This window comes from Pseudomonas syringae, assembly GCF_021606685.1.
In the GTDB taxonomy this organism is placed as follows: domain Bacteria; phylum Pseudomonadota; class Gammaproteobacteria; order Pseudomonadales; family Pseudomonadaceae; genus Aquipseudomonas; species Aquipseudomonas syringae_R.
This window is the reverse complement of record NZ_WKCB01000052.1, coordinates 22,937-40,898: the sequence shown is the minus strand read 5'-3', so window position 1 is coordinate 40,898 and position 17,962 is coordinate 22,937. Positions and strand designations below refer to the sequence as shown.

General features: G+C 61.5%; 20 protein-coding genes. 10 read left to right on the top strand and 10 right to left on the bottom strand.

The window, feature by feature from the left end; genetic code table 11:
- On the bottom strand, window positions 1–548 hold a 548-nt coding region (locus GIW02_RS19020), incomplete at its 3' end, for a thiopurine S-methyltransferase (protein ID WP_236421980.1).
- A 103-nt stretch (window positions 549–651) separates the two neighbouring features.
- Here GIW02_RS19020 and GIW02_RS19015 point away from each other — a divergent pair.
- Complete coding sequence (locus GIW02_RS19015) at window positions 652–1,419, top strand: DODA-type extradiol aromatic ring-opening family dioxygenase (RefSeq protein WP_236416539.1); 768 nt, start codon at window positions 652–654, stop codon at window positions 1,417–1,419.
- Window positions 1,420–1,643: 224 nt separating this feature from the next.
- Here GIW02_RS19015 and GIW02_RS19010 read toward each other — a convergent pair whose 3' ends face one another.
- On the bottom strand, window positions 1,644–3,317 hold the full coding sequence (locus GIW02_RS19010; RefSeq protein WP_065885148.1) for a DEAD/DEAH box helicase: 1,674 nt from the start codon (window positions 3,315–3,317) through the stop codon (window positions 1,644–1,646).
- Between the two features lie 412 nt (window positions 3,318–3,729).
- Here GIW02_RS19010 and GIW02_RS19005 point away from each other — a divergent pair, with 412 nt between their 5' ends.
- Window positions 3,730–4,521, top strand: a complete 792-nt coding sequence (locus GIW02_RS19005) for a crotonase/enoyl-CoA hydratase family protein (protein WP_236416541.1) — start codon at window positions 3,730–3,732, stop codon at window positions 4,519–4,521.
- A 104-nt stretch (window positions 4,522–4,625) separates the two neighbouring features.
- Here GIW02_RS19005 and GIW02_RS19000 read toward each other — a convergent pair whose 3' ends face one another.
- Complete coding sequence (locus tag GIW02_RS19000; protein WP_236416542.1) at window positions 4,626–5,381, bottom strand: spermidine synthase; 756 nt, start codon at window positions 5,379–5,381, stop codon at window positions 4,626–4,628.
- A gap of 124 nt (window positions 5,382–5,505) precedes the next feature.
- On the opposite strand from GIW02_RS19000, the gene GIW02_RS18995 reads away from it, so the two are divergent.
- Window positions 5,506–6,852, top strand: a complete 1,347-nt coding sequence (locus GIW02_RS18995; RefSeq protein WP_236421979.1) for a class II 3-deoxy-7-phosphoheptulonate synthase — start codon at window positions 5,506–5,508, stop codon at window positions 6,850–6,852.
- Between the two features lie 103 nt (window positions 6,853–6,955).
- On the opposite strand, the gene GIW02_RS18990 is transcribed toward GIW02_RS18995, so the two are convergent.
- Window positions 6,956–8,185 carry a winged helix-turn-helix domain-containing protein gene (locus GIW02_RS18990; RefSeq protein ID WP_236416546.1) on the bottom strand — a complete coding sequence of 410 codons (1,230 nt, stop codon included), beginning with the start codon at window positions 8,183–8,185 and terminating at the stop codon, window positions 6,956–6,958.
- 45 nt (window positions 8,186–8,230) lie between these two features.
- Complete coding sequence (locus tag GIW02_RS18985; RefSeq protein WP_236416548.1) at window positions 8,231–8,437, bottom strand: DUF1127 domain-containing protein; 207 nt, start codon at window positions 8,435–8,437, stop codon at window positions 8,231–8,233.
- 70 nt (window positions 8,438–8,507) lie between these two features.
- Here GIW02_RS18985 and GIW02_RS18980 point away from each other — a divergent pair, with 70 nt between their 5' ends.
- On the top strand, window positions 8,508–9,389 hold the full coding sequence (locus GIW02_RS18980) for a LysR family transcriptional regulator (protein ID WP_236416550.1): 882 nt from the start codon (window positions 8,508–8,510) through the stop codon (window positions 9,387–9,389).
- On the opposite strand, the gene GIW02_RS18975 is transcribed toward GIW02_RS18980, so the two are convergent.
- Window positions 9,379–10,128, bottom strand: a complete 750-nt coding sequence (locus tag GIW02_RS18975) for a sulfite exporter TauE/SafE family protein (RefSeq protein ID WP_236416577.1) — start codon at window positions 10,126–10,128, stop codon at window positions 9,379–9,381. The genes GIW02_RS18980 and GIW02_RS18975 overlap by 11 nt on opposite strands.
- Before the next feature lie 108 nt (window positions 10,129–10,236).
- On the opposite strand from GIW02_RS18975, the gene GIW02_RS18970 reads away from it, so the two are divergent.
- The 4 genes from GIW02_RS18970 (at window position 10,237) to GIW02_RS18955 (ending at window position 13,420) form a co-directional block, all read left to right on the top strand.
- On the top strand, window positions 10,237–11,187 hold the full coding sequence (locus GIW02_RS18970; protein ID WP_236416562.1) for a LysR family transcriptional regulator: 951 nt from the start codon (window positions 10,237–10,239) through the stop codon (window positions 11,185–11,187).
- Between the two features lie 80 nt (window positions 11,188–11,267).
- Window positions 11,268–11,720 carry a MarR family transcriptional regulator gene (locus tag GIW02_RS18965; RefSeq protein WP_236416564.1) on the top strand — a complete coding sequence of 151 codons (453 nt, stop codon included), beginning with the start codon at window positions 11,268–11,270 and terminating at the stop codon, window positions 11,718–11,720.
- Window positions 11,721–11,956: 236 nt separating this feature from the next.
- Window positions 11,957–12,376: an organic hydroperoxide resistance protein gene (locus tag GIW02_RS18960; RefSeq protein ID WP_056857183.1), complete on the top strand. Its 420-nt coding sequence runs from the start codon at window positions 11,957–11,959 to the stop codon at window positions 12,374–12,376.
- A 27-nt stretch (window positions 12,377–12,403) separates the two neighbouring features.
- Window positions 12,404–13,420 (top strand): alpha/beta hydrolase, encoded by a 1,017-nt coding sequence (locus GIW02_RS18955; protein ID WP_236416566.1) that lies wholly within the window; start codon window positions 12,404–12,406, stop codon window positions 13,418–13,420.
- Window positions 13,421–13,485: 65 nt separating this feature from the next.
- Here GIW02_RS18955 and GIW02_RS18950 read toward each other — a convergent pair whose 3' ends face one another.
- Together GIW02_RS18950 and earP are read right to left on the bottom strand one after the other, a co-directional pair.
- Window positions 13,486–14,058 carry an elongation factor P gene (locus GIW02_RS18950; RefSeq protein WP_003172723.1) on the bottom strand — a complete coding sequence of 191 codons (573 nt, stop codon included), beginning with the start codon at window positions 14,056–14,058 and terminating at the stop codon, window positions 13,486–13,488.
- Window positions 14,059–14,107: 49 nt separating this feature from the next.
- A complete protein-coding gene (gene earP, locus GIW02_RS18945; RefSeq protein ID WP_236416568.1) occupies window positions 14,108–15,241 on the bottom strand; it encodes an elongation factor P maturation arginine rhamnosyltransferase EarP in 1,134 nt (377 codons plus the stop codon).
- Window positions 15,242–15,373: 132 nt separating this feature from the next.
- Between earP and GIW02_RS18940 the strand changes: the two genes are divergently transcribed.
- Both GIW02_RS18940 and GIW02_RS18935 read left to right on the top strand, forming a co-directional pair.
- Window positions 15,374–15,742: a hypothetical protein gene (locus GIW02_RS18940; protein WP_236416570.1), complete on the top strand. Its 369-nt coding sequence runs from the start codon at window positions 15,374–15,376 to the stop codon at window positions 15,740–15,742.
- Window positions 15,743–15,754: 12 nt separating this feature from the next.
- Window positions 15,755–16,237 (top strand): GreA/GreB family elongation factor, encoded by a 483-nt coding sequence (locus GIW02_RS18935; RefSeq protein ID WP_236416572.1) that lies wholly within the window; start codon window positions 15,755–15,757, stop codon window positions 16,235–16,237.
- 124 nt (window positions 16,238–16,361) lie between these two features.
- On the opposite strand, the gene cysB is transcribed toward GIW02_RS18935, so the two are convergent.
- Complete coding sequence (cysB, locus tag GIW02_RS18930) at window positions 16,362–17,336, bottom strand: HTH-type transcriptional regulator CysB (protein WP_101267947.1); 975 nt, start codon at window positions 17,334–17,336, stop codon at window positions 16,362–16,364.
- Window positions 17,337–17,440: 104 nt separating this feature from the next.
- On the bottom strand, window positions 17,441–17,941 hold the full coding sequence (locus GIW02_RS18925) for a universal stress protein (protein WP_236418397.1): 501 nt from the start codon (window positions 17,939–17,941) through the stop codon (window positions 17,441–17,443).
- Window positions 17,942–17,962: the final 21 nt, after the last annotated feature.

Sequence of the window (17,962 nt, the reverse complement as noted above, 5' to 3'; positions counted from 1 at the left end):
CAGCAAGCCCCCAACAACACCCCCACCTCATCATGGCAAACAGCAAACGGCGGACCCGCCTTTTGCGTCTGATCATAATCAAGCGTAATCAGCAGCCCCTGACAACCCGACGGCAGCAGCCTATTCAAATGCTCGGCATACCGCGCCCGCATCAACGGCGGCAAAGCGATCAACGCAGCGCGATCATAAAGCGCATCACACCCCGCTAACACCTCACCCTCCAGGGCGAAAAAATCCCCACACCACAACTCGATCAAATCGGCCTGGTACACCTTGAACCCACCCCGCTGGGTAATGCGCGGCGCAAGCCCCTGCTCACTGAAAAACGCCTCAACCGCCTGCTCCGACAGCTCCACCCCCATGACCCGCAGCCCCTGGCTTGCCAGCCACATCAAATCCAGGCTTTTGCCACACAGAGGCACCAAGACTTTGGCGCCCTCCTCCAGGCTCAAATGCGGCCAATGGCGTTGCAGGTAAGGATTAACCTGCGGCAAATGAAAGCCAATCTGATTGAGCGCCCAGCGCTCCTGCCAAAACGTGGGTTCCATGGATCACCCCGAAAAATCGATCAAATTGCGCTAAAACTTATATTAGATTTAGATCAATGATCTGATTGAAGATGGGCCCATATTAACGCTCAGGACCCCACTTATGCTCCCCAGCCTGTTTATCTCCCACGGTTCGCCCATGCTCGCCCTGCAGCCCGGCGCCAGCGGCCCGGCGCTGCAACGCTTAGCAGCGCAATTGCCTCGCCCCAAGGCAATTGTGGTGGTGTCGGCACATTGGGAAAGCCAGGAATTACTCGTCAGCGGCAGCGCCGCCCCCGAAACCTGGCACGACTTCGGCGGCTTCCCGCGCGAACTGTTTGCCGTGCAGTACCCGGCGCCGGGCGACCCTCAACTGGCCGGCGAGATTGCCCAACGGCTGCAGGCCAATGGCCTGAACGCGCGTATCGATGACCAACGGCCCTTCGACCACGGCACCTGGGTGCCGCTGTCGCTGATGTACCCCGCCGCAGACATTCCGGTGGTGCAAGTCTCCCTGCCCAGCCGCATGGGCCCTGCCCTGCAGACACGGGTCGGGCATGCCCTCGCCGGCTTGCGCGAGCAAGGCGTGTTGCTGATCGGCTCTGGCAGCATCACCCACAACCTGGGCGAGCTGGACTGGCACGCAGGGCCCGAGAGCATCGAGCCCTGGGCACGCGAGTTCCGTGATTGGGTAGTGACCAAGCTGGCGGCCAACGACGAAAGCGCCTTGCATGACTATCGCCGCCAAGCACCGCATGCCGTTCGCAGCCATCCCAGTGATGAGCATTTATTACCGCTGTACTTTGCACGCGGCGCCGGGGGCGAGTTCAGCATCGCGCACCAAGGTTTCACCATGGGCGCTCTTGGGATGGACATCTACCGCTTCGGCTAACGGAAGTCTAAAGGTGGTAGCTGGCTTGTGTGGGAGCTGGCTTGCCTGCGATGGCATCACCTCGGTTTACGATACGACCGAGGCGCCTGCATCGCGGGCAAGCCCGGCTCCCGCACAAGCCAGCTTCCAAAGCTCATCGAGTGCCACCCCAGAAACCCCAGGCAAAAAAAATCCCCGAACCAGTCGGGGATTTTTTATGTGCGATCAATCAGCCCAAAGGCGGATCAATCTTCGCGGTAGCGACGCAGCTTGAGCTGCTTACCGGCAACGCGAGTGTCTTTCAGCTTGGCCAGCAGTTTTTCCAGACCGTCTTCCGGCAGCTCCACCAGGGAGAAGCTGTCACGGACCTGGATGCGACCGATGGCTTCACGTGCCAGGCCACCCTCGTTGAGGATAGCGCCCAGCAGGTTCTTGGCAGCGATACCGTCACGCGCGCCCAGCGCGGTACGGCAACGAGCACGACCTTCAGCCAATGGCACCGGAGCACGACGCTCACGATCACCACGGTCTGGACGGTCGCCAGTACGCTCTGGACGATCACCGCGTGGCGCGTTGTTCGGCACCAGTGGGCGCTCTTTCTCGATGGCAGCCAGAGTCAGGGCCTGACCGTTGGTCGCTTTGCGCAGCAGGGCTGCGGCCAGGGCACGTGGGGTGCAACCGATATCGGCGGTCAGGCGGTCCAGCAGATCGCCGTGGGTCGATTCAGCGTCAGCCACCAGTGGCGCCAGGCTGTTGGTCAGTTTCTTGATGCGCGCATCGAGAACGGCCTGAGCATCCGGCAGGCGGACTTCGGCAACTTTCTGACCGGTCACACGCTCGATCACTTGCAGCATGCGGCGCTCACGTGGAGTCACCAGCAGCAGTGCACGACCTTCGCGACCGGCACGGCCGGTACGGCCGATACGGTGAACGTAGGACTCTGGATCGTACGGCATGTCAACGTTGAACACGTGGGTGATACGTGGAACGTCGAGACCACGAGCAGCAACGTCGGTCGCTACAACGATGTCCAGGCGGCCATCCTTGAGGGAGTCGATCACCCGCTCACGCTGGTTCTGGGCGATGTCACCGTTCAGCGCAGCGGCTTTGTAGCCTTTGGCTTCCAGGGCACTGGCCAGGTCCAGGGTCGCTTGCTTGGTGCGTACGAACATGATCAGGGCGTCGAAGTCTTCGACTTCCAGCAGGCTCAATACAGCCGAGGTCTTCTGGTCAGCGTGAACCAACAGGTGAGCCTGTTCGATCGCGGTAACGGTCTGAGTCTTGGTCTGGATCTTCACGTGTTGCGGATCGCGCAGGTGGCGTTCGGCAATGGCACGGATCGACTGCGGCAGGGTGGCCGAGAACAGCACGGTCTGACGGGTCGGTGGCAGCGCCTTGAAGATGACTTCCAGGTCATCCATGAAGCCCAGCTTCAACATTTCGTCAGCTTCGTCGAGAACCAGGTGGTTCACGGTCGACAGGACTTTCTCGTCACGACGCAGGTGGTCGCACAGACGGCCCGGGGTGGCGACAACAATCTGTGCGCCGTTACGGATTGCTTTCAGTTGCGGGCCCATCGGCGCGCCGCCGTAAACGGCCACAACAGTAACGCCTGGCATTTGCTTGGCGTAGGTTTCGAAAGCGGTTGCTACTTGCAGCGCCAACTCACGGGTTGGCGCCAGGATCAGGGCTTGCGGCTCGCGCTTGGCAGGATCGATGCAATGCAGGATAGGCAGGGCGAACGCGGCGGTTTTACCGGTACCGGTTTGCGCCTGGCCAATCATGTCCTGGCCGGCCATGATGATCGGGATCGATTGCTGCTGAATCGCCGAAGGTTCTTCGTAGCCGGTCGCGATGACGGCTGCAAGAATGTTCGGGTTAAGATTAAAAGCGGCGAAGCCGCCGGTTTCCTGGGTCATGGGTCTGCCTCTAAGTGCATCCGCAAAGACCCATGCTCCAAAGCTGCGCATGCCGTGTTGAGACTCAAGAGTCGCCCTGGCTGCTTTGTCGGCGGGGATTTGCGAAAACGAATGAATGAAAAAGATTCGTCAAGGGAGAGTCCGCTGTGCGGACGTGCAGCCGAAGCTGACTTCGGGGAATTGCGCTACCTAAACGCGGCCCGGTTAAAGGCCGGCGCGCACTATACCGGAAATAGCTGAAAAAGGGAGCTTTTTTTATCGCAAACAGCCGATAAACCGCGCTGCGTCACAGGCTTTGCAGATAAGCGCGCCAGGGTCTATTTTTCAAATGCCCGGCCCTGCTGGTCACAACGCTTAACCGGTTCACCTACCATGAGTCCGAAACCCTTCCCCGCGCCCGAGGGCACACCCGATGAATCAAGCCAGCAGCAGCCGCGTCAGCCGTGAACTCCGGGGCCATGTCCTGCTGCTGGGTCTGGACCGGGTGGCCAAGCGCAATGCCTTCGACCTGGATTTGCTCAATGAACTGAGCCTGGCCTATGGCGAATTTGATCGAAACGACGACGCGCGAGTGGCCGTGGTATTTGCCCACGGCGACCACTTCACCGCCGGGCTGGACCTGGCCAGCGTCAGTGGCGTAATGGCCGCAGGCTGGAAACCGCCGCTGGGCGGCTGCGACCCATGGGGCGTGTTTGCCGGCCCCCGGGTGAATAAACCGGTGATCGTCGCGGCTCAGGGTTACTGCCTGACTATTGGCATAGAGCTGATGCTGGCGGCGGATATCAACCTGTGCGCGAGCAACACGCGTTTCGCGCAGATGGAGGTGCAGCGTGGGATCTTTCCATTCGGCGGTGCCACATTGCGCTTTCATCAGATCGCGGGCTGGGGCAATGCGATGCGCTGGTTGCTCACCGGCGATGAGTTCGACGCCCATGAAGCCCTGCGCCTGGGGCTGGTGCAGGAGGTGATGGCCAGTGAAGACCTGCTGCCGCGCGCCATCGAGCTGGCCAGCCGCATTGCCCGCCAGGCACCACTGGGCGTTCAGGCTACGTTGATGTCGGCGCGGTTGGCGCGCATGGAAGGTGAAACTGTCGCGGCCGTTGCGCTTGCGCCGATGGTGGAGAAGTTACTCAACAGCGAAGATGCCAAGGAAGGCGTGCGGGCGATGGTAGAAAAGCGGCCGGGGGTGTTTAAAGGTATTTAAGTGCTGGCAGTGATGGCATCATCGGGGGCAAGCCCCCTCCCACACTTGGAATGCATTGCAAATGTGGGAGGGGGCTTGCCCCCGATGAGGCCGGCAAAGACAACTCAGGTCGCCGGCCGAATCGCCTTGATCAACGGCTGCAACGAGTACCCCAACCGCGGCGCCAACGCCTCGGCCCGCGCCGTCAGCGCATCCAGGTCCAGTTCCTGATCCAGCTCCGACGGCACCAGCAAAATCACATTGCCCTCCTTCACCGGCAGCTCCCAGTAGTGCCGGTGATACAAGCCACGCAGCAATGCGGCGCCCAGCGGCTTGCCATCGTCGGTGGCCCACTGGTTGATGACCAGCCAGCCGCCGGGGTTGAGTTTCTTCTGGCAGTTCTCCAGGAAGCTCCAGGCCAGATGCCCGACGCCGGGGCCAACGTCCGTATAAAGATCGACAAAAATCAGGTCGGCCGACTCGGCGGTGTCGAGCAATTGCAAGGCGTCGCCAATCCGGATGTAGAGGCGCGGATCATCATCCAGCCCCAGGTACTCGATGGCCAGGCGCGGCACATCGGGGCGCAGCTCGATGGCTTCAACATCTTCCAGCGGCAAGAACTTGAGGCACGCCTGGGTCAGCGTGCCGGCGCCCAGGCCGAGGAACAGCGCGCTCTCCGGCAGCTCATGGCACAACGCGCCAATCAGCATTGCGCGGGTGTAGTCGTACTCCAGCCAGCTCGGGTCGGCGGTAAACACACAGCTTTGCTCGATGGCGTCGCCAAACTCGAGAAACCGGTAATCGGCCACTTCGAGCACCCGGATCATGCCGAAATCATCATGGACTTCGGCCAGCAGGTGCTCGACACGCTCCTCGCTCATCACTACTCCTAAAGGGTTTACCGCACGGCAAAGGCGCGATTGTCAGCCAACCGGCGGCAACAGGTCACGCACTAATTGCTGATAACATTGGCGCCCCACCGTCAATCAGCCAATCGAGTTCATGATGAGCCAACCCTGGAGCCCCGACAGCTGGCGCGCCCTGCCGATCCAGCAACAACCCCAGTACCCGGACGCTGCACACTTGCTGCACGTGGAGCAGAACCTGGCCAGCTACCCGCCACTGGTGTTTGCCGGGGAAGCCCGCGAGTTGCGCCGTCAGTTTGCCGAGGTGACCCAGGGCCGCGCGTTCCTGCTGCAAGGGGGCGACTGCGCCGAAAGCTTTGCCGAGTTCTCGGCGGCAAAAATCCGCGACACCTTCAAGGTGCTGCTGCAGATGGCCATTGTGATGACCTTCGCCGCCGGTTGCCCGGTGGTGAAGGTCGGGCGCATGGCCGGCCAGTTCGCCAAGCCGCGCTCATCCAACGATGAAACCATCGACGGCATCACCCTGCCCGCTTACCGTGGCGATATCGTCAACGGCATCGGTTTCGATGAAAAAAGCCGCGTGCCGGACCCGGACCGCCTGTTGCAGTCTTACCACCAGTCCACCGCCACGCTGAACCTGCTGCGGGCGTTTGCCCAGGGTGGTTTTGCCGACCTGCACCAGGTACACCAGTGGAACCTGGACTTTATCGCCAACTCCGCCCTGGCCGAAAAATACAGCCAACTGGCCGACCGCATCGACGAAACCCTGGCCTTCATGCGCGCCTGCGGCATGGACAGCTCGCCGCAGTTGCGCGAAACCAGCTTCTTCACCGCCCACGAAGCGCTGCTGCTCAACTACGAGCAAGCCTTCGTGCGCCGCGACAGCCTGACCAACGACTACTACGATTGCTCCGCGCACATGCTGTGGATCGGCGACCGCACCCGTCAGTTGGACGGTGCCCACGTCGAATTCCTGCGCGGGGTGAACAACCCGATCGGGGTCAAGGTCGGCCCGAGCATGAACCCCGACGACCTGATCCGCCTGATCGACATCCTCAACCCGGACAACGACCCCGGCCGCCTTAACCTGATCGCGCGCATGGGCGCAGGCAAGGTCGGCGACCACCTGCCCAACCTGATCCGCGCCGTGCAGCGCGAAGGCAAGCAGGTGCTGTGGAGTTCCGACCCGATGCATGGCAACACCATCAAGGCCAGCAGCGGCTACAAGACCCGCGACTTTGCGCAGATCCTGGGCGAAGTGAAGGAGTTCTTCCAAGTGCACCAGGCCGAGGGTTCCTACGCCGGCGGGATTCACATCGAGATGACCGGGCAGAACGTGACCGAATGCATCGGCGGCGCGCGGCCGATTACCGAAGATGGCTTGTCGGACCGCTACCACACCCACTGTGACCCACGGATGAATGCCGATCAGTCGCTGGAACTGGCGTTCCTGATCGCCGAAACGCTGAAACAGGTCAAGCGCTGAGGCTGTAGTTGCCTGGACTGGCCCCATCGGGGGCAAGCCCCCTCCCACACTTGAATGTATTCACAGATCAAAATGTGGGAGGGGGCTTGCCCCCGATGGGGCCCTAAAGACCAATACCCAGACTAAGCATCGCCCCCCTCAACCGATCAGCACTCGGCCGCTGGCAGTTGAGCTGGACCTCTTCCAGCCCCAGCCAGTCGGCCATGTGCAATAGGTTCTGCGCCAGCGCCTGCATCCCCTCCTCATCCAACCCTGGCTCTTCTTCATGCACGGCGTGCACCGCCAAGCGCCGATTGGCGCGCTCGGCACGCAGGTCGACACGCGCGGCGATCCGCTCGTTGTGCAAAAACGGCAGCACGTAGTAGCCGTACACCCGTTTGTGTTGCGGGGTGTAGATCTCCAGCCGGTAGCGGAAGTCGAACAGTCGCTCGGTGCGGGCACGCTCCCAGATCAGTGAGTCGAACGGCGACAGCAAGGCGCTGGCCGGTACTTTGCGTGGCACTTTCGGCTCGGGCAGGCAGTATGCCGGTTGCTTCCAGCCCTGCACCTGGCAGGTCAACAGTTGCCCGCCTTCGACCAGTTCGGCCAGGCGGGCACGGCTGTCGGCGGGGTCGAGACGAAAGTAATCACGCAGGTCTTTTTCAGTGCCGACACCCAATGCGCTGGCGCTGTGCAGCAGCAGGCCGCGCTGGGCCTCGGCTTCGTTCACGGATGTTTGCAGCGTCTCAGCGGGGATCACCCGTTCCGGCAAATCATAGAGGCGTTCAAACCCACGCCGCCCAGCCACGGTGACCAGGCCCGCGGCAAACAGCCATTCCAGTGCGAGCTTTTCATCGCTCCAGTCCCACCAGGGGCCGGCGCGCTCCTCACGGGTCGACAAACTGCCCGCGCCGAGCGCGCCCTGCTGCTCTACCGTCGTCAGCACGCGCTGGATGACCGCCTGCTGCTCGCGGCCAAAACGCGCCATCTGCGAATAAATGCCCTGCCCCTGCTGCGCCCGCTGCATGCGCCAGCGCATCAACGGGTATAACGCCATCGGCAGCAGCGACGCCTCATGCCCCCAGTATTCGAACAACGAACGCCGCCGACCCTGGCTCCAGGCGGCCTGCTCAAGCAGCAGCGGGGAGTAATGCCCCAAGCGGGAAAACAGCGGCAGGTAATGGGAGCGCACCACGGCATTGACCGAATCAATCTGCAACACGCCCAGGCGTTCGATCATGCGGTTAAGGTGCGCGGCCCTGATCAAGGCAGGCGCTTGGCGCCCGGAAAACCCCTGGGCCGCCAGCGCCATGCGTCGAGCGTGCTTGAGTGAAAAAGACAGGTCGGCGGCCATGGGGTTCTCCGGATGGGCTCGCCGACCACCCTACTGCATCGCGGCTCATTTTCGCAGCGGGTCTTGCCAGAAATGCAGGTGACGCTCCTGCTCTACGTTGCTGCGGTTGAGGCCGATGTCCTTGAGCGCATCATCACTCAAGGTCGCCAGCCTCTGGCGTTCCTCATGCACCGTCTGCCACCGCGCAATCGTGTGTAACAGCCCCGAAAAGGGACGTTTCGCCAACCCTACAAAACCTTTTTGACCTTTCATCTTCTCGCCCTCCTGTGGGGATGACGTCAGTGTGTGCGCGGCCTTATGATCAATCCAACGAATGTTTCTTATGCAATACATCTCGGAGATTCATCAATTGACCAGCTACCCGAGCATCGACACCGAGGTGCTGCGCACCTTCGTCGCCATCGCCGACCACGGCGGTTTTACCCGCGCGGGCGAGGCGGTCAACCGTACGCAGTCGGCGGTCAGCATGCAGATGAAACGCCTGGAAGAAGACGTGCTGCAGCGCAAGCTGTTCGAGCGCGACGGCCGCCAGGTGCGGCTCACGCCCCAAGGTCAGGTGTTACTCGGCTATGCGCGACGCATCCTGAAACTGCACAGTGAGGTGTTCAACACCCTGCGCGAGCCGCATATGGTGGGGTTGGTACGCATCGGCACGCCGGACGACTACGTGATGCGTTTTTTGCCGGGGATTCTCAAGCAGTTTTCCAAGGCCTACCCGTTGATCCAGATCGAATTGCACTGCGAGTCTTCATCCGTGCTGATGCAGCGAAAGGACTTGGCGTTGACTGTGGTCAGCCGCGAGCCCGGTAGAGAAATCGGTGAGTTGCTGCGCACCGACCGCATGGTGTGGGCAGCAGCGCCGTGCTTCTGCGTCGACGAACACGACGCCGTACCGCTGGCAGTTTCCGGCGCAGACTGCCTGTACACCGAGTGGACCCGTACCGCGCTGGATGCCATCGGACGCGATTATCGCCTGGCCTACCACAGCACCAACGTGGCAGCGATCCAGGCAGTGGTCAGCGCGGGCCTCGCGGTGATGATCAGCATGGAAAGCCTGGTGACGGATGATTTGCGCGTACTGGGCAGCGAAGAGGGTTTCCCTGCGCTGCCCTCGATGAACCTGCACTTGCTGCGCAACCCGCAGATGACCTCGCCGATCACCGACTGCCTGGCCGAGTACATCGTCGAAGGCTTCAGACTTTAAAGGTCAGCATCACCGCGCACACCACCAGAAAGCCGCAGAACAGCGCGCGCAGCACGCGCTCCGGCAGCGCATGGGCGACTTTCACGCCCCAACTGATACTCAGCAAGCCGCCGATGGCCAGCGGTACGCCGATCGCCCAGTCCACTTCGTGGTGCCAGGCGTAGGTGACCAGGGTCACGCCGGTGCTGGGCAGCGCCAAGGCCAGCGACAGGCCCTGGGCAACCACCTGGGTGGTGCCGAAAATGCTGGTCAACACCGGCGTGGCAACCACCGCGCCGCCCACGCCAAACAGCCCGCCCATGGAGCCGGAAGCTGCGCCCAGCACGCCCAGCCATGGCCAGGAGTAGCGCATCTGCGCCGTCGGCGGGGCGTTGCGGGTGAACATGCGCAACAGGTTGTAGGCCGCCAGCACCACCAGAAACGCGATAAAGCCGATGCGCATCGCGCCGGCATCCAGGCCCACGGCCCAGATCGAACCCAGCCAGGCAAAGCTGAACCCCATCACCCCCAGCGGCAAGGCGTGGCGCAGTTCAATACGGTTGCGCTGGTGATACCGCCACAGGGCCAGCATCACGTTCGGCACCACCATCACCAGCGCAGTGCCTTGGGCCAATTGTTGATCCAGACCGAACAGCACGCCGAGCACAGGGATGGCAATCAGCCCGCCCCCGATTCCGAACAGGCCACCCACCGTGCCAAGGGCCGCGCCCAATACCAGGTACATCGCTAAATCCAACACCACGCGTTACTCCACACTCTCAAGGTTTGCATGCTACGCAGTCGGCTATGGCACGGAAACGCACAGCAACGCACAATGGCTGTGCCAATCTCGCATAAGCGCACGCCCATGAACCCCAATACCCTCACCGATCAACTGAGCTTGTTCCTCGATGTGCTGGAGACCGGCAGTTTTTCCGCCGCCGCACGTCGGCATCCGCTGACACCGTCGGCGGTGGCGCGGCGTATCGACAGCCTGGAAAGCTCGGTGGGCAGCCGCCTGTTCCAGCGCAGCACCCACGCGGTGGTGCCGACCTCGGCCGGCCTGGCGTTTGCCGAACGGGCCAGGCGGATTGTCAGCGAGTTGCAACTGGCGCGGGCCGAAGCGGTGTCCCTGAGCCATGCGCCAGAGGGGTTGATCCGCGTGGATGCACCAGCAGCGTTCGGCCGACGGCACCTGGCACCGGTGATTGCCGACTTTTTGAAGGTGTACCCGGGTCTGGATGTGCACCTGCATTTGATCGACAGCTTCGTCGATATGCAGGGCGCGCACCTGGGCAAGGTCGACCTGGTGCTGCGCGCCGGGCATATCGTCGATACACGGCTGATCGCTACCCCTCTGGCCAGCATCGTGCGCATCGCCTGCGCCAGCCCGGCGTACCTTAAAAGCCGTGGCACACCGACCCATCCGCGCGAACTGAGCGAGCACGACGGCCTGGATTGGGATGGCCTGGCGCCCATGTTTGCCTGGCGTTTCGAGCTGGACGGACGCCGCGCCACGTATCGCCCCCAGCGCATCCGCATGAGTGCCAACAACGCCGAAGCGCTGTTGTCCGGCGCGCTCGCCGGGCTCGGGATTGCCCATCTGCCGACGTGGCTGGCCAGCGAGTACCTGGTGCGCGGCGAACTGTTGCCGCTGTTTTGCGAAGACGGCTTGCCCAGCCCGGAAACCTCCGGGATCTACGCGCTGCGCCTGGAACAACAGGCCAACGCCCGCAGCCGCTTGCTGCTGGAGTACCTGAAATCCCGATTCAGCCCGGTGCCGCCCTGGGATCTGGCGCTGCAGAGTGGGCTTGTCTGACCGCCCGGACAGAATTATCTGGCGCATTAAAGATTTGCCCGCTAGATTCCAGCCCAGACACGCTTTTTCGAGGCACCGCCATGAGCAAAAACCCTGACCCTTGCGAATCCCTGCTGCTGGACAACCAGCTTTGTTTCGCCCTGCACTCCACCTCGTTGCTGATGACCAAGGTCTACAAGCCGCTGCTGCAGGCGCTGGGCCTGACCTATCCGCAGTACCTGGCCATGATGGTGTTGTGGGAAGAGGACGGTTTGACTGTCGGTGAAATCAGCAGCCGGCTGCTGACCGATCCAGGCTCCCTTACGCCACTGCTCAAGCGCCTGGAAGCCGAAGGCCTGCTCAGCCGTACCCGCAGCCGCGAAGACGAGCGCGTGGTGGTGGTGGAATTGACGGATGCCGGCCGGGCCTTGCAGGGAAAGGCCATGGATATTCCGCAGTGCATCCTTGGTGCCAGCGGGTTGGAGCTGGAGCAATTGCGCAAGCTGCAAGCTGACCTGGTTGCACTGCGCAGCAACCTGCAGAACGCCATCTAAAACACAAAGCGGATCGAAATGTGGGAGGGGGCTTGCCTCCGATAGCGGTGAATCAGCCAATGAATCTTTGACTGATACACCGCCATCGGGGGCAAGCCCTCTCCCACATTGGTTTTAGGTACTCCAAAAAATATTTTGTGAATTTATCTTGCGCGCTAAACATTAGCGCTATACATTTGCCTCACCAACTACTTAGCGCGCAAACATTTAGCGCATACAACCCAGAGGACGACACCATGCAAACTCTCTACACCGCAGTAGCCACCGCCACCGGCGGCCGTGATGGTCGTGCTGTTTCCAGCGACAACATCCTCGACGTCAAACTCTCCACCCCCAAGGAATTGGGCGGTGCCGGTGGCCAAGCCACCAACCCTGAGCAACTGTTCGCTGCCGGCTACTCGGCGTGCTTTATCGGCGCCCTGAAGTTCGTCGCCAGCCAGACCAAACGCAAAATCCCGGATGACGCGTCGATCACCGCCCACGTCGGCATCGGCCAGATCCCGGGTGGTTTCGGCCTGGACATCGACCTGCACATCAGCCTGCCGGGCCTGGCCCAGGACGAGGCGCAAAGCCTGGTCGACGCCGCCCACCAGGTGTGCCCGTACTCCAACGCCACCCGTGGCAACGTCGACGTCCGCCTGCACGTCACCGTGTAACGACCTTTGCCGCCCCAGGAGAAGAACATGAACACAATGGGTAAAGCGCTTGCGGGCACCCTGCTCGCCCTGTCGATCAATACCGCCTTCGCAGCGACGGGCGATGTGGAACACACCACCCAGGCGTTTCTGGACGTATTGAACGCCGGGACCGGCAAACGGATGGAACAACTGACGCCCAAGGAGGCCCGCGCTGTGCTGACGGGCGCCCAGGCGGGTGTGAAGTTGACCCTGCCCAAGGCCGATGTCAGCCAGAAGACCATCCAGGTCGATGGCCAGCCGTTGAACCTGACCATCGTGCGGCCGGCCGGGGTCAAAGGCACGTTGCCGGTGTTCATGTTCTTCCACGGCGGCGGTTGGGTGCTGGGGGATTACCCCACGCACGAACGGCTGGTGCGAGACCTGGTGGTGGGCTCGGGGGCGGTGGCGGTGTTCGTCAACTACACGCCATCACCCGAAGCGCACTACCCGGTGGCGATCAACCAGGCTTACGGCGCCACGAAGTGGGTGGCTGAACACGGCGAGCAAATCAATGTCGACGGCAAACGCCTGGCGGTAGCGGGCAACAGCGTCGGCGGCAATATGGCAGCGGTCGTCAGCTTGATGGCCAAGGACAAGGGCACGCCGGCGATCAAGTTCCAACTGCTGCTGTGGCCGGTGACCGACGCCAACTTTGATACCGCGTCGTACAACCAGTACGCCCAAGGGCACTTCCTCACGCAGAACATGATGAAGTGGTTCTGGGACAACTACACCACCGACGCCAACCAACGCGCCGAGATCTACGCCTCGCCGCTGCGGGCAACCACCGACCAGCTCAAGGGCTTGCCGCCCGCGCTGATCCAGACCGCCGGCGCCGACGTGCTGCGCGATGAAGGCGAAGCCTATGCCCGCAAGCTGGATGCCGCCGGTGTGCCGGTGACCGCGGTGCGCTACAACGGCATGATCCACGACTACGGTTTGCTCAACGTGGTCAGCCAGGTGCCTGCGGTGCGTTCGGCCTTGCTCCAGGCCTCGGATGAGCTGAAACAACACCTCAAGTAAATGCAGCGCCCATGAAAAAGCCCGACGCAAGGTCGGGCTTTTTTTTCGTATCGGCGGGGCCAGAATTACTTCTTGGCGCGACCTTTGTACGAACCACCTTCACGGGTGTCGATCTCGATCAGGTCGTCGATTTCGATGAAATCAGCAACTTGCAGTTCGGTACCGTTGCTCAGCTTGGCAGGCTTCATGACCTTGCCCGAAGTGTCGCCGCGAGCGGAACCTTCGGTGTAGGCAACCTTACGCACGATAGTGGTCGGCAGCTCTACGGAAACCAGACGCTCTTCGAAGAAAATAGCTTCGCAGACGTCTTCCATGCCTTCTTCGATGAACGGCAGAACGGCTTCGATATCTTCAGCGTTCAGCTCGTACATGGTGTAGTCGGTGGTGTCCATGAACGTGTAGGTGTCGCCGCTGATGAAGGACAGGGTCGCTTCTTTGCGGTCGAGGATTACGTCGTCCAGTTTGTCGTCGGCGCTGTAGACGATCTCGGTCTTGTAACCGGTCAGCAGGTTCTTCAGCTTGGTCTTCATGATTGCGCTGTTACGACCAGACTTGGTGAACTCAGCTTTCTGAACCAGCCAAGGGTCGTTTTCGAGACGGATCACTGTACCGGGTTTCAGTTCTTTACCAGTTTTCATTGCATATATCCGAAATTTGGATGGGATTTACAAAAATCAAGGTGGCGTATCATATCCAACTTTCATAAAACTGTACCAGCGCCGTCGCAAGATCGTCCTGCAAGCCTTGTTCCAGACACCACGCTTGTGCGTGCTGGCTGACTTGGGGCCAGTGTTCCAGCAGCATTTTCCACGGCTGAGCCATATCGCCCTCGGTGTTCCAGGCCTGCCACAGTGCAACCAGCGCGGCGCCTGCCGCCGGGGGTAAGGCAGCGGTGTACAGGCTCAGGAAGGCGTCGAGCTTGTCGAGGTGGATGTCTTCGTCCTGGCGATAGATATGCCACAACAGCGGCCGGCCGGCCCATTGGGCGCGCACGAACGAGTCCTCGCCGCGCACCGCATTGAAGTCGCAGCACCACAGCAGCCGGTCGTATTGCTCCTGGCGCACGAACGGCAGCACCTGCACGGTCAGCGCTTCACGCTGATGCACATCGCCCGGCGTCAGGCCTCCTACCTGCAGCCAGCGCGCTACATCACCGAGAATGCGCCCCTCCGGCACCAGTAGATGAGTGGCACGCCCGTCTGTCGATAACACGTCCAGCCAACCGGCAAGCCCGGCATTTTCATAGGCAAACAGCGAGATCAACCGCGCACCCTCTGCCGCAAAAACCCCCAGCCCCTGCAGGAATTGCCGCTGCGCAGCGCCATCCTGCTGAAACGCCTGACGCTGCTCGAGCAGCCCCGCCTCGCGCAACAGGCCACCGGTGCCCGGCCTGAACCCTGGGAAAAAGAAGTACTTCTGCACCCCCTTGAATTTCACCGAGGGCAGCCGGTGGCACCCCACCACCCAGTCTTCGGCACTCAGGTAATCCAGGTTCATCCACAAGGGCACCTGCGCGCGCGCGGCCATGGCTTCCATATACTCAGGCGGCAACTGGCAGGCGAAGGCGGCGATCACCACATCCGCCGCCGGCGCCCCTGCCCAATCGGCCGGCCAGTAGCGCACATCGACGCCTTCCTGCCATTGCTGGTGCACCTGCACATCGATTTCCGGGCACATGCGCTCGAAGGCCCGCAGGTCATCGACCCACAGGCGCACTGCACAGCCGTGCTCCGCCACCAATTGCCGGGCCAGGCGCCAGGTCACGCCAATGTCGCCGTAGTTGTCGACGACGCTGCAAAAAATATCCCAGCGGGCTTTCATCCCGGGCTCCAACGATCAAAGGCTCGATTGTCCGTATAAATGCACCGATGCAGAAGGCTTGATCACAATTATTCTGCACAGCGGCTGTGCGACAATCACTGCCACGCCGCAAATGCCTGCCAGGAGGCCATCATGTCGAATCAATCGTTGTCGCTGCCCAAGCTCACGCTCGCCATCGCCCTGGGTGTATGGCTGGGGTTTATCGCCATTGCACTGACTACCTGGCTGGCATCGCGCTACCTGTTCGCGCATAGCCTGGCGCCAGTGGCCCAGGCGGTCGAGCAATTGGGCAAGCCCGCTGTGGCTGCGCCGGAGCCGCCTAACCGGATGTTCGAGCAATACACCGAGAACCTTCGCAAGCAGGAACAGCAGCAAACCCTGGACCAGGCGCGCAACAACACGCGCAACCTGGCCAACCCCAAATGCCAGTTCTGGCTGCAACAGGACCAGAACGCGCCCTCTGAAAAGAGCCGGGCGAATGTCCTGCAATTTTGCCAATGATCAAGCACAGCCATGAATAAACACGCCGTCCACCAGCTTGTGCTGGAGAAGCTCAGCGCCGACCTCGGCATCGCCCAACGTGCCGCGCAAACCGCCTACGAAACCGCGACCCACGAAGAAAATATCGCCGAAAACAAATACGACACCCTCGGGCTGGAGGCCTCTTACCTGGCAGCCGGGCAGGCCAAACGCGTCGAGGAAATCAAGCAGGCCCTGGCGCTGTGCCTGAACATGCCACTGCGGGCTTACGATGATCAGCGCGGTATTGAAGTGGGCGCGCTATTGGGCCTGGAGGACGAGAACGCTCGCCAGCAATGGCTGTTTCTGGCGCCGGACGCCGCGGGGTTGAAGGTAGATGTGGTGGGCCAGCCGGTGACCGTCATCACCCCGCGCTCGCCCTTGGGCAAAAGCCTGCTGGGCAAGTTCGAAGGGGATGAGGTGGAGATTCTGGTGGCAGGCGCTCGGCAACTCTTCACGGTTACCGAGGCCAAATAAATCCCTTTAGAGCGAGCTTGCTCGCGCTCGGGTGCGCAGCGTCCGCAAAATGTTCGGGGCCGCTTCGCTGCCCAACGGGAGCAAGCTCCCTCGCCACACAAGCTTTTCTCTGCTGGGACGTGTATCAGTGAACCGGCAGTTCTACGCCGTCGAACAGCTCTTCCAGTTCCTGCTTGTTGTGGCACTGGATCGCCTTGGCCATGACTTCGCGGGTCAGGTGCGGTGCGAACTTCTCGATGAAGTCGCACATGAAACCGCGCAGGAAGGTGCCACGACGGAAGCCGATCTTGGTCACGCTGGACTCGAACAGCTCGCTGGCATCGAGCACCACCAGGTCTTTATCCAGGTTGGTATCGACCGCCATCTTGGCGACGATGCCCACGCCCAGCCCCAGGCGAACGTAAGTTTTGATCACGTCGGCGTCGGCGGCAGTGAACACCACTTTCGGCGTAAGGCCGCGATGGCTGAAGGCTTCGTCGAGCTTGGAACGGCCGGTGAAACCGAACACATAAGTCACGATCGGGTATTCCGCCAGGGCTTCCAGGGTCAGCTTCGACAGCTTGGCCAATGGGTGGCCCTGAGGCACGACCACGCAACGGTTCCAGCGGTAGCACGGCATCATCACCAGGTCACCGAACAGCTCCAGGGCCTCGGTGGCAATGGCGAAATCGACGGTGCCATCGGCAGCCATCTCGGCGATCTGCATCGGCGAGCCCTGGTGCATGTGTAACGCCACATCCGGGTACTGCTTGATGAAATCGCGGATCACCGGCGGCAGTGCATAGCGTGCCTGGGTGTGAGTGGTGGCGATCGACAGGGTGCCTTTCTTCTCGTTGGAGAATTCCTGGGCGATCTGCTTGATGCTTTCGACTTTGCGCAGGATTTCGCCGGCAGTGGTGATGATGCGCTCACCGGCCGGGGTAACGCGGGTGAGGTGCTTGCCGCTGCGCGCGAACACTTCAACGCCCAGCTCGTCTTCGAGCAGGCGGATCTGCTTGCTGATACCGGGTTGCGAGGTGTACAGGCTTTGAGCAGTAGCGGAAACGTTGAGGTCGTGGTGCGCCACTTCCCAGATGTAGCGCAGTTGTTGAAGCTTCATATGTGTCCCTCAAAGCAGATAGACGCCACGGGTATCAGCGACGGTATATAACTATATTAAAGGTTTGATGGATAAATCTAGAACTTTTTATCGTTTTCTACCCATCACACGTCATCGCTGCGCCGACGTTGTAACGAGGGCACCAGGTAAACCGGCACCGTAGACAGCTGCAACACCCGAGCGACGGTGCGTCCAAGCGGTGTGGCGGCCGCCGTCGCATGGCTGTGGCTGCCGAGGATCAGCAAATCTACCGAGAGTTTGCGCAATTGCTCAAGGATGACTTCGCACGGGTCCCCCTGAATCACCCGCACCGAGCGGATCCACTTGAGATCCTGCTCGCCCTCCCCCAACTCCTCGCGAAAACTGTCCAGCACGCGCTGCTCGATGGTCGCCATCACGGTGGTCAGCCCCTGGCTCTGCCATTCACTCAAGGCCTTCTCATCAAGGTAGCTCTGCAACACCGATTCGGCGAACAACCCGATGGGCTCGACCACATGAATCACATACAGGTCAGCCTTGAACGTTCGCGCCAGCGCCAGCGCATGTTGCATCACATAAGGCGCGTACAGACCAAGGTCCGTGGCGTACAGCATCGAACGAATCATAGAACCTCCTGGGCTGCCAGG

Coding starts and splice junctions, on each gene's coding strand:
- GIW02_RS19000 (WP_236416542.1), bottom strand. CDS start 5,381: ATGAGCGAGGAGCGTGTCGAGCACCTGCTGGCCGAAGTCCATGATGAT.
- GIW02_RS18985 (WP_236416548.1), bottom strand. CDS start 8,437: ATGAAAGGTCAAAAAGGTTTTGTAGGGTTGGCGAAACGTCCCTTTTCG.
- GIW02_RS18935 (WP_236416572.1), top strand. CDS start 15,755: ATGAATAAACACGCCGTCCACCAGCTTGTGCTGGAGAAGCTCAGCGCC.
- GIW02_RS18970 (WP_236416562.1), top strand. CDS start 10,237: ATGAACCCCAATACCCTCACCGATCAACTGAGCTTGTTCCTCGATGTG.
- GIW02_RS19015 (WP_236416539.1), top strand. CDS start 652: ATGCTCCCCAGCCTGTTTATCTCCCACGGTTCGCCCATGCTCGCCCTG.
- GIW02_RS18950 (WP_003172723.1), bottom strand. CDS start 14,058: ATGAAAACTGGTAAAGAACTGAAACCCGGTACAGTGATCCGTCTCGAA.
- GIW02_RS18955 (WP_236416566.1), top strand. CDS start 12,404: ATGAACACAATGGGTAAAGCGCTTGCGGGCACCCTGCTCGCCCTGTCG.
- GIW02_RS18990 (WP_236416546.1), bottom strand. CDS start 8,185: ATGGCCGCCGACCTGTCTTTTTCACTCAAGCACGCTCGACGCATGGCG.
- cysB (WP_101267947.1), bottom strand. CDS start 17,336: ATGAAGCTTCAACAACTGCGCTACATCTGGGAAGTGGCGCACCACGAC.
- GIW02_RS18925 (WP_236418397.1), bottom strand. CDS start 17,941: ATGATTCGTTCGATGCTGTACGCCACGGACCTTGGTCTGTACGCGCCT.
- earP (WP_236416568.1), bottom strand. CDS start 15,241: ATGAAAGCCCGCTGGGATATTTTTTGCAGCGTCGTCGACAACTACGGC.
- GIW02_RS18980 (WP_236416550.1), top strand. CDS start 8,508: ATGCAATACATCTCGGAGATTCATCAATTGACCAGCTACCCGAGCATC.
- GIW02_RS18960 (WP_056857183.1), top strand. CDS start 11,957: ATGCAAACTCTCTACACCGCAGTAGCCACCGCCACCGGCGGCCGTGAT.
- GIW02_RS18995 (WP_236421979.1), top strand. CDS start 5,506: ATGAGCCAACCCTGGAGCCCCGACAGCTGGCGCGCCCTGCCGATCCAG.
- GIW02_RS18965 (WP_236416564.1), top strand. CDS start 11,268: ATGAGCAAAAACCCTGACCCTTGCGAATCCCTGCTGCTGGACAACCAG.
- GIW02_RS19005 (WP_236416541.1), top strand. CDS start 3,730: ATGAATCAAGCCAGCAGCAGCCGCGTCAGCCGTGAACTCCGGGGCCAT.
- GIW02_RS18940 (WP_236416570.1), top strand. CDS start 15,374: ATGTCGAATCAATCGTTGTCGCTGCCCAAGCTCACGCTCGCCATCGCC.
- GIW02_RS19010 (WP_065885148.1), bottom strand. CDS start 3,317: ATGACCCAGGAAACCGGCGGCTTCGCCGCTTTTAATCTTAACCCGAAC.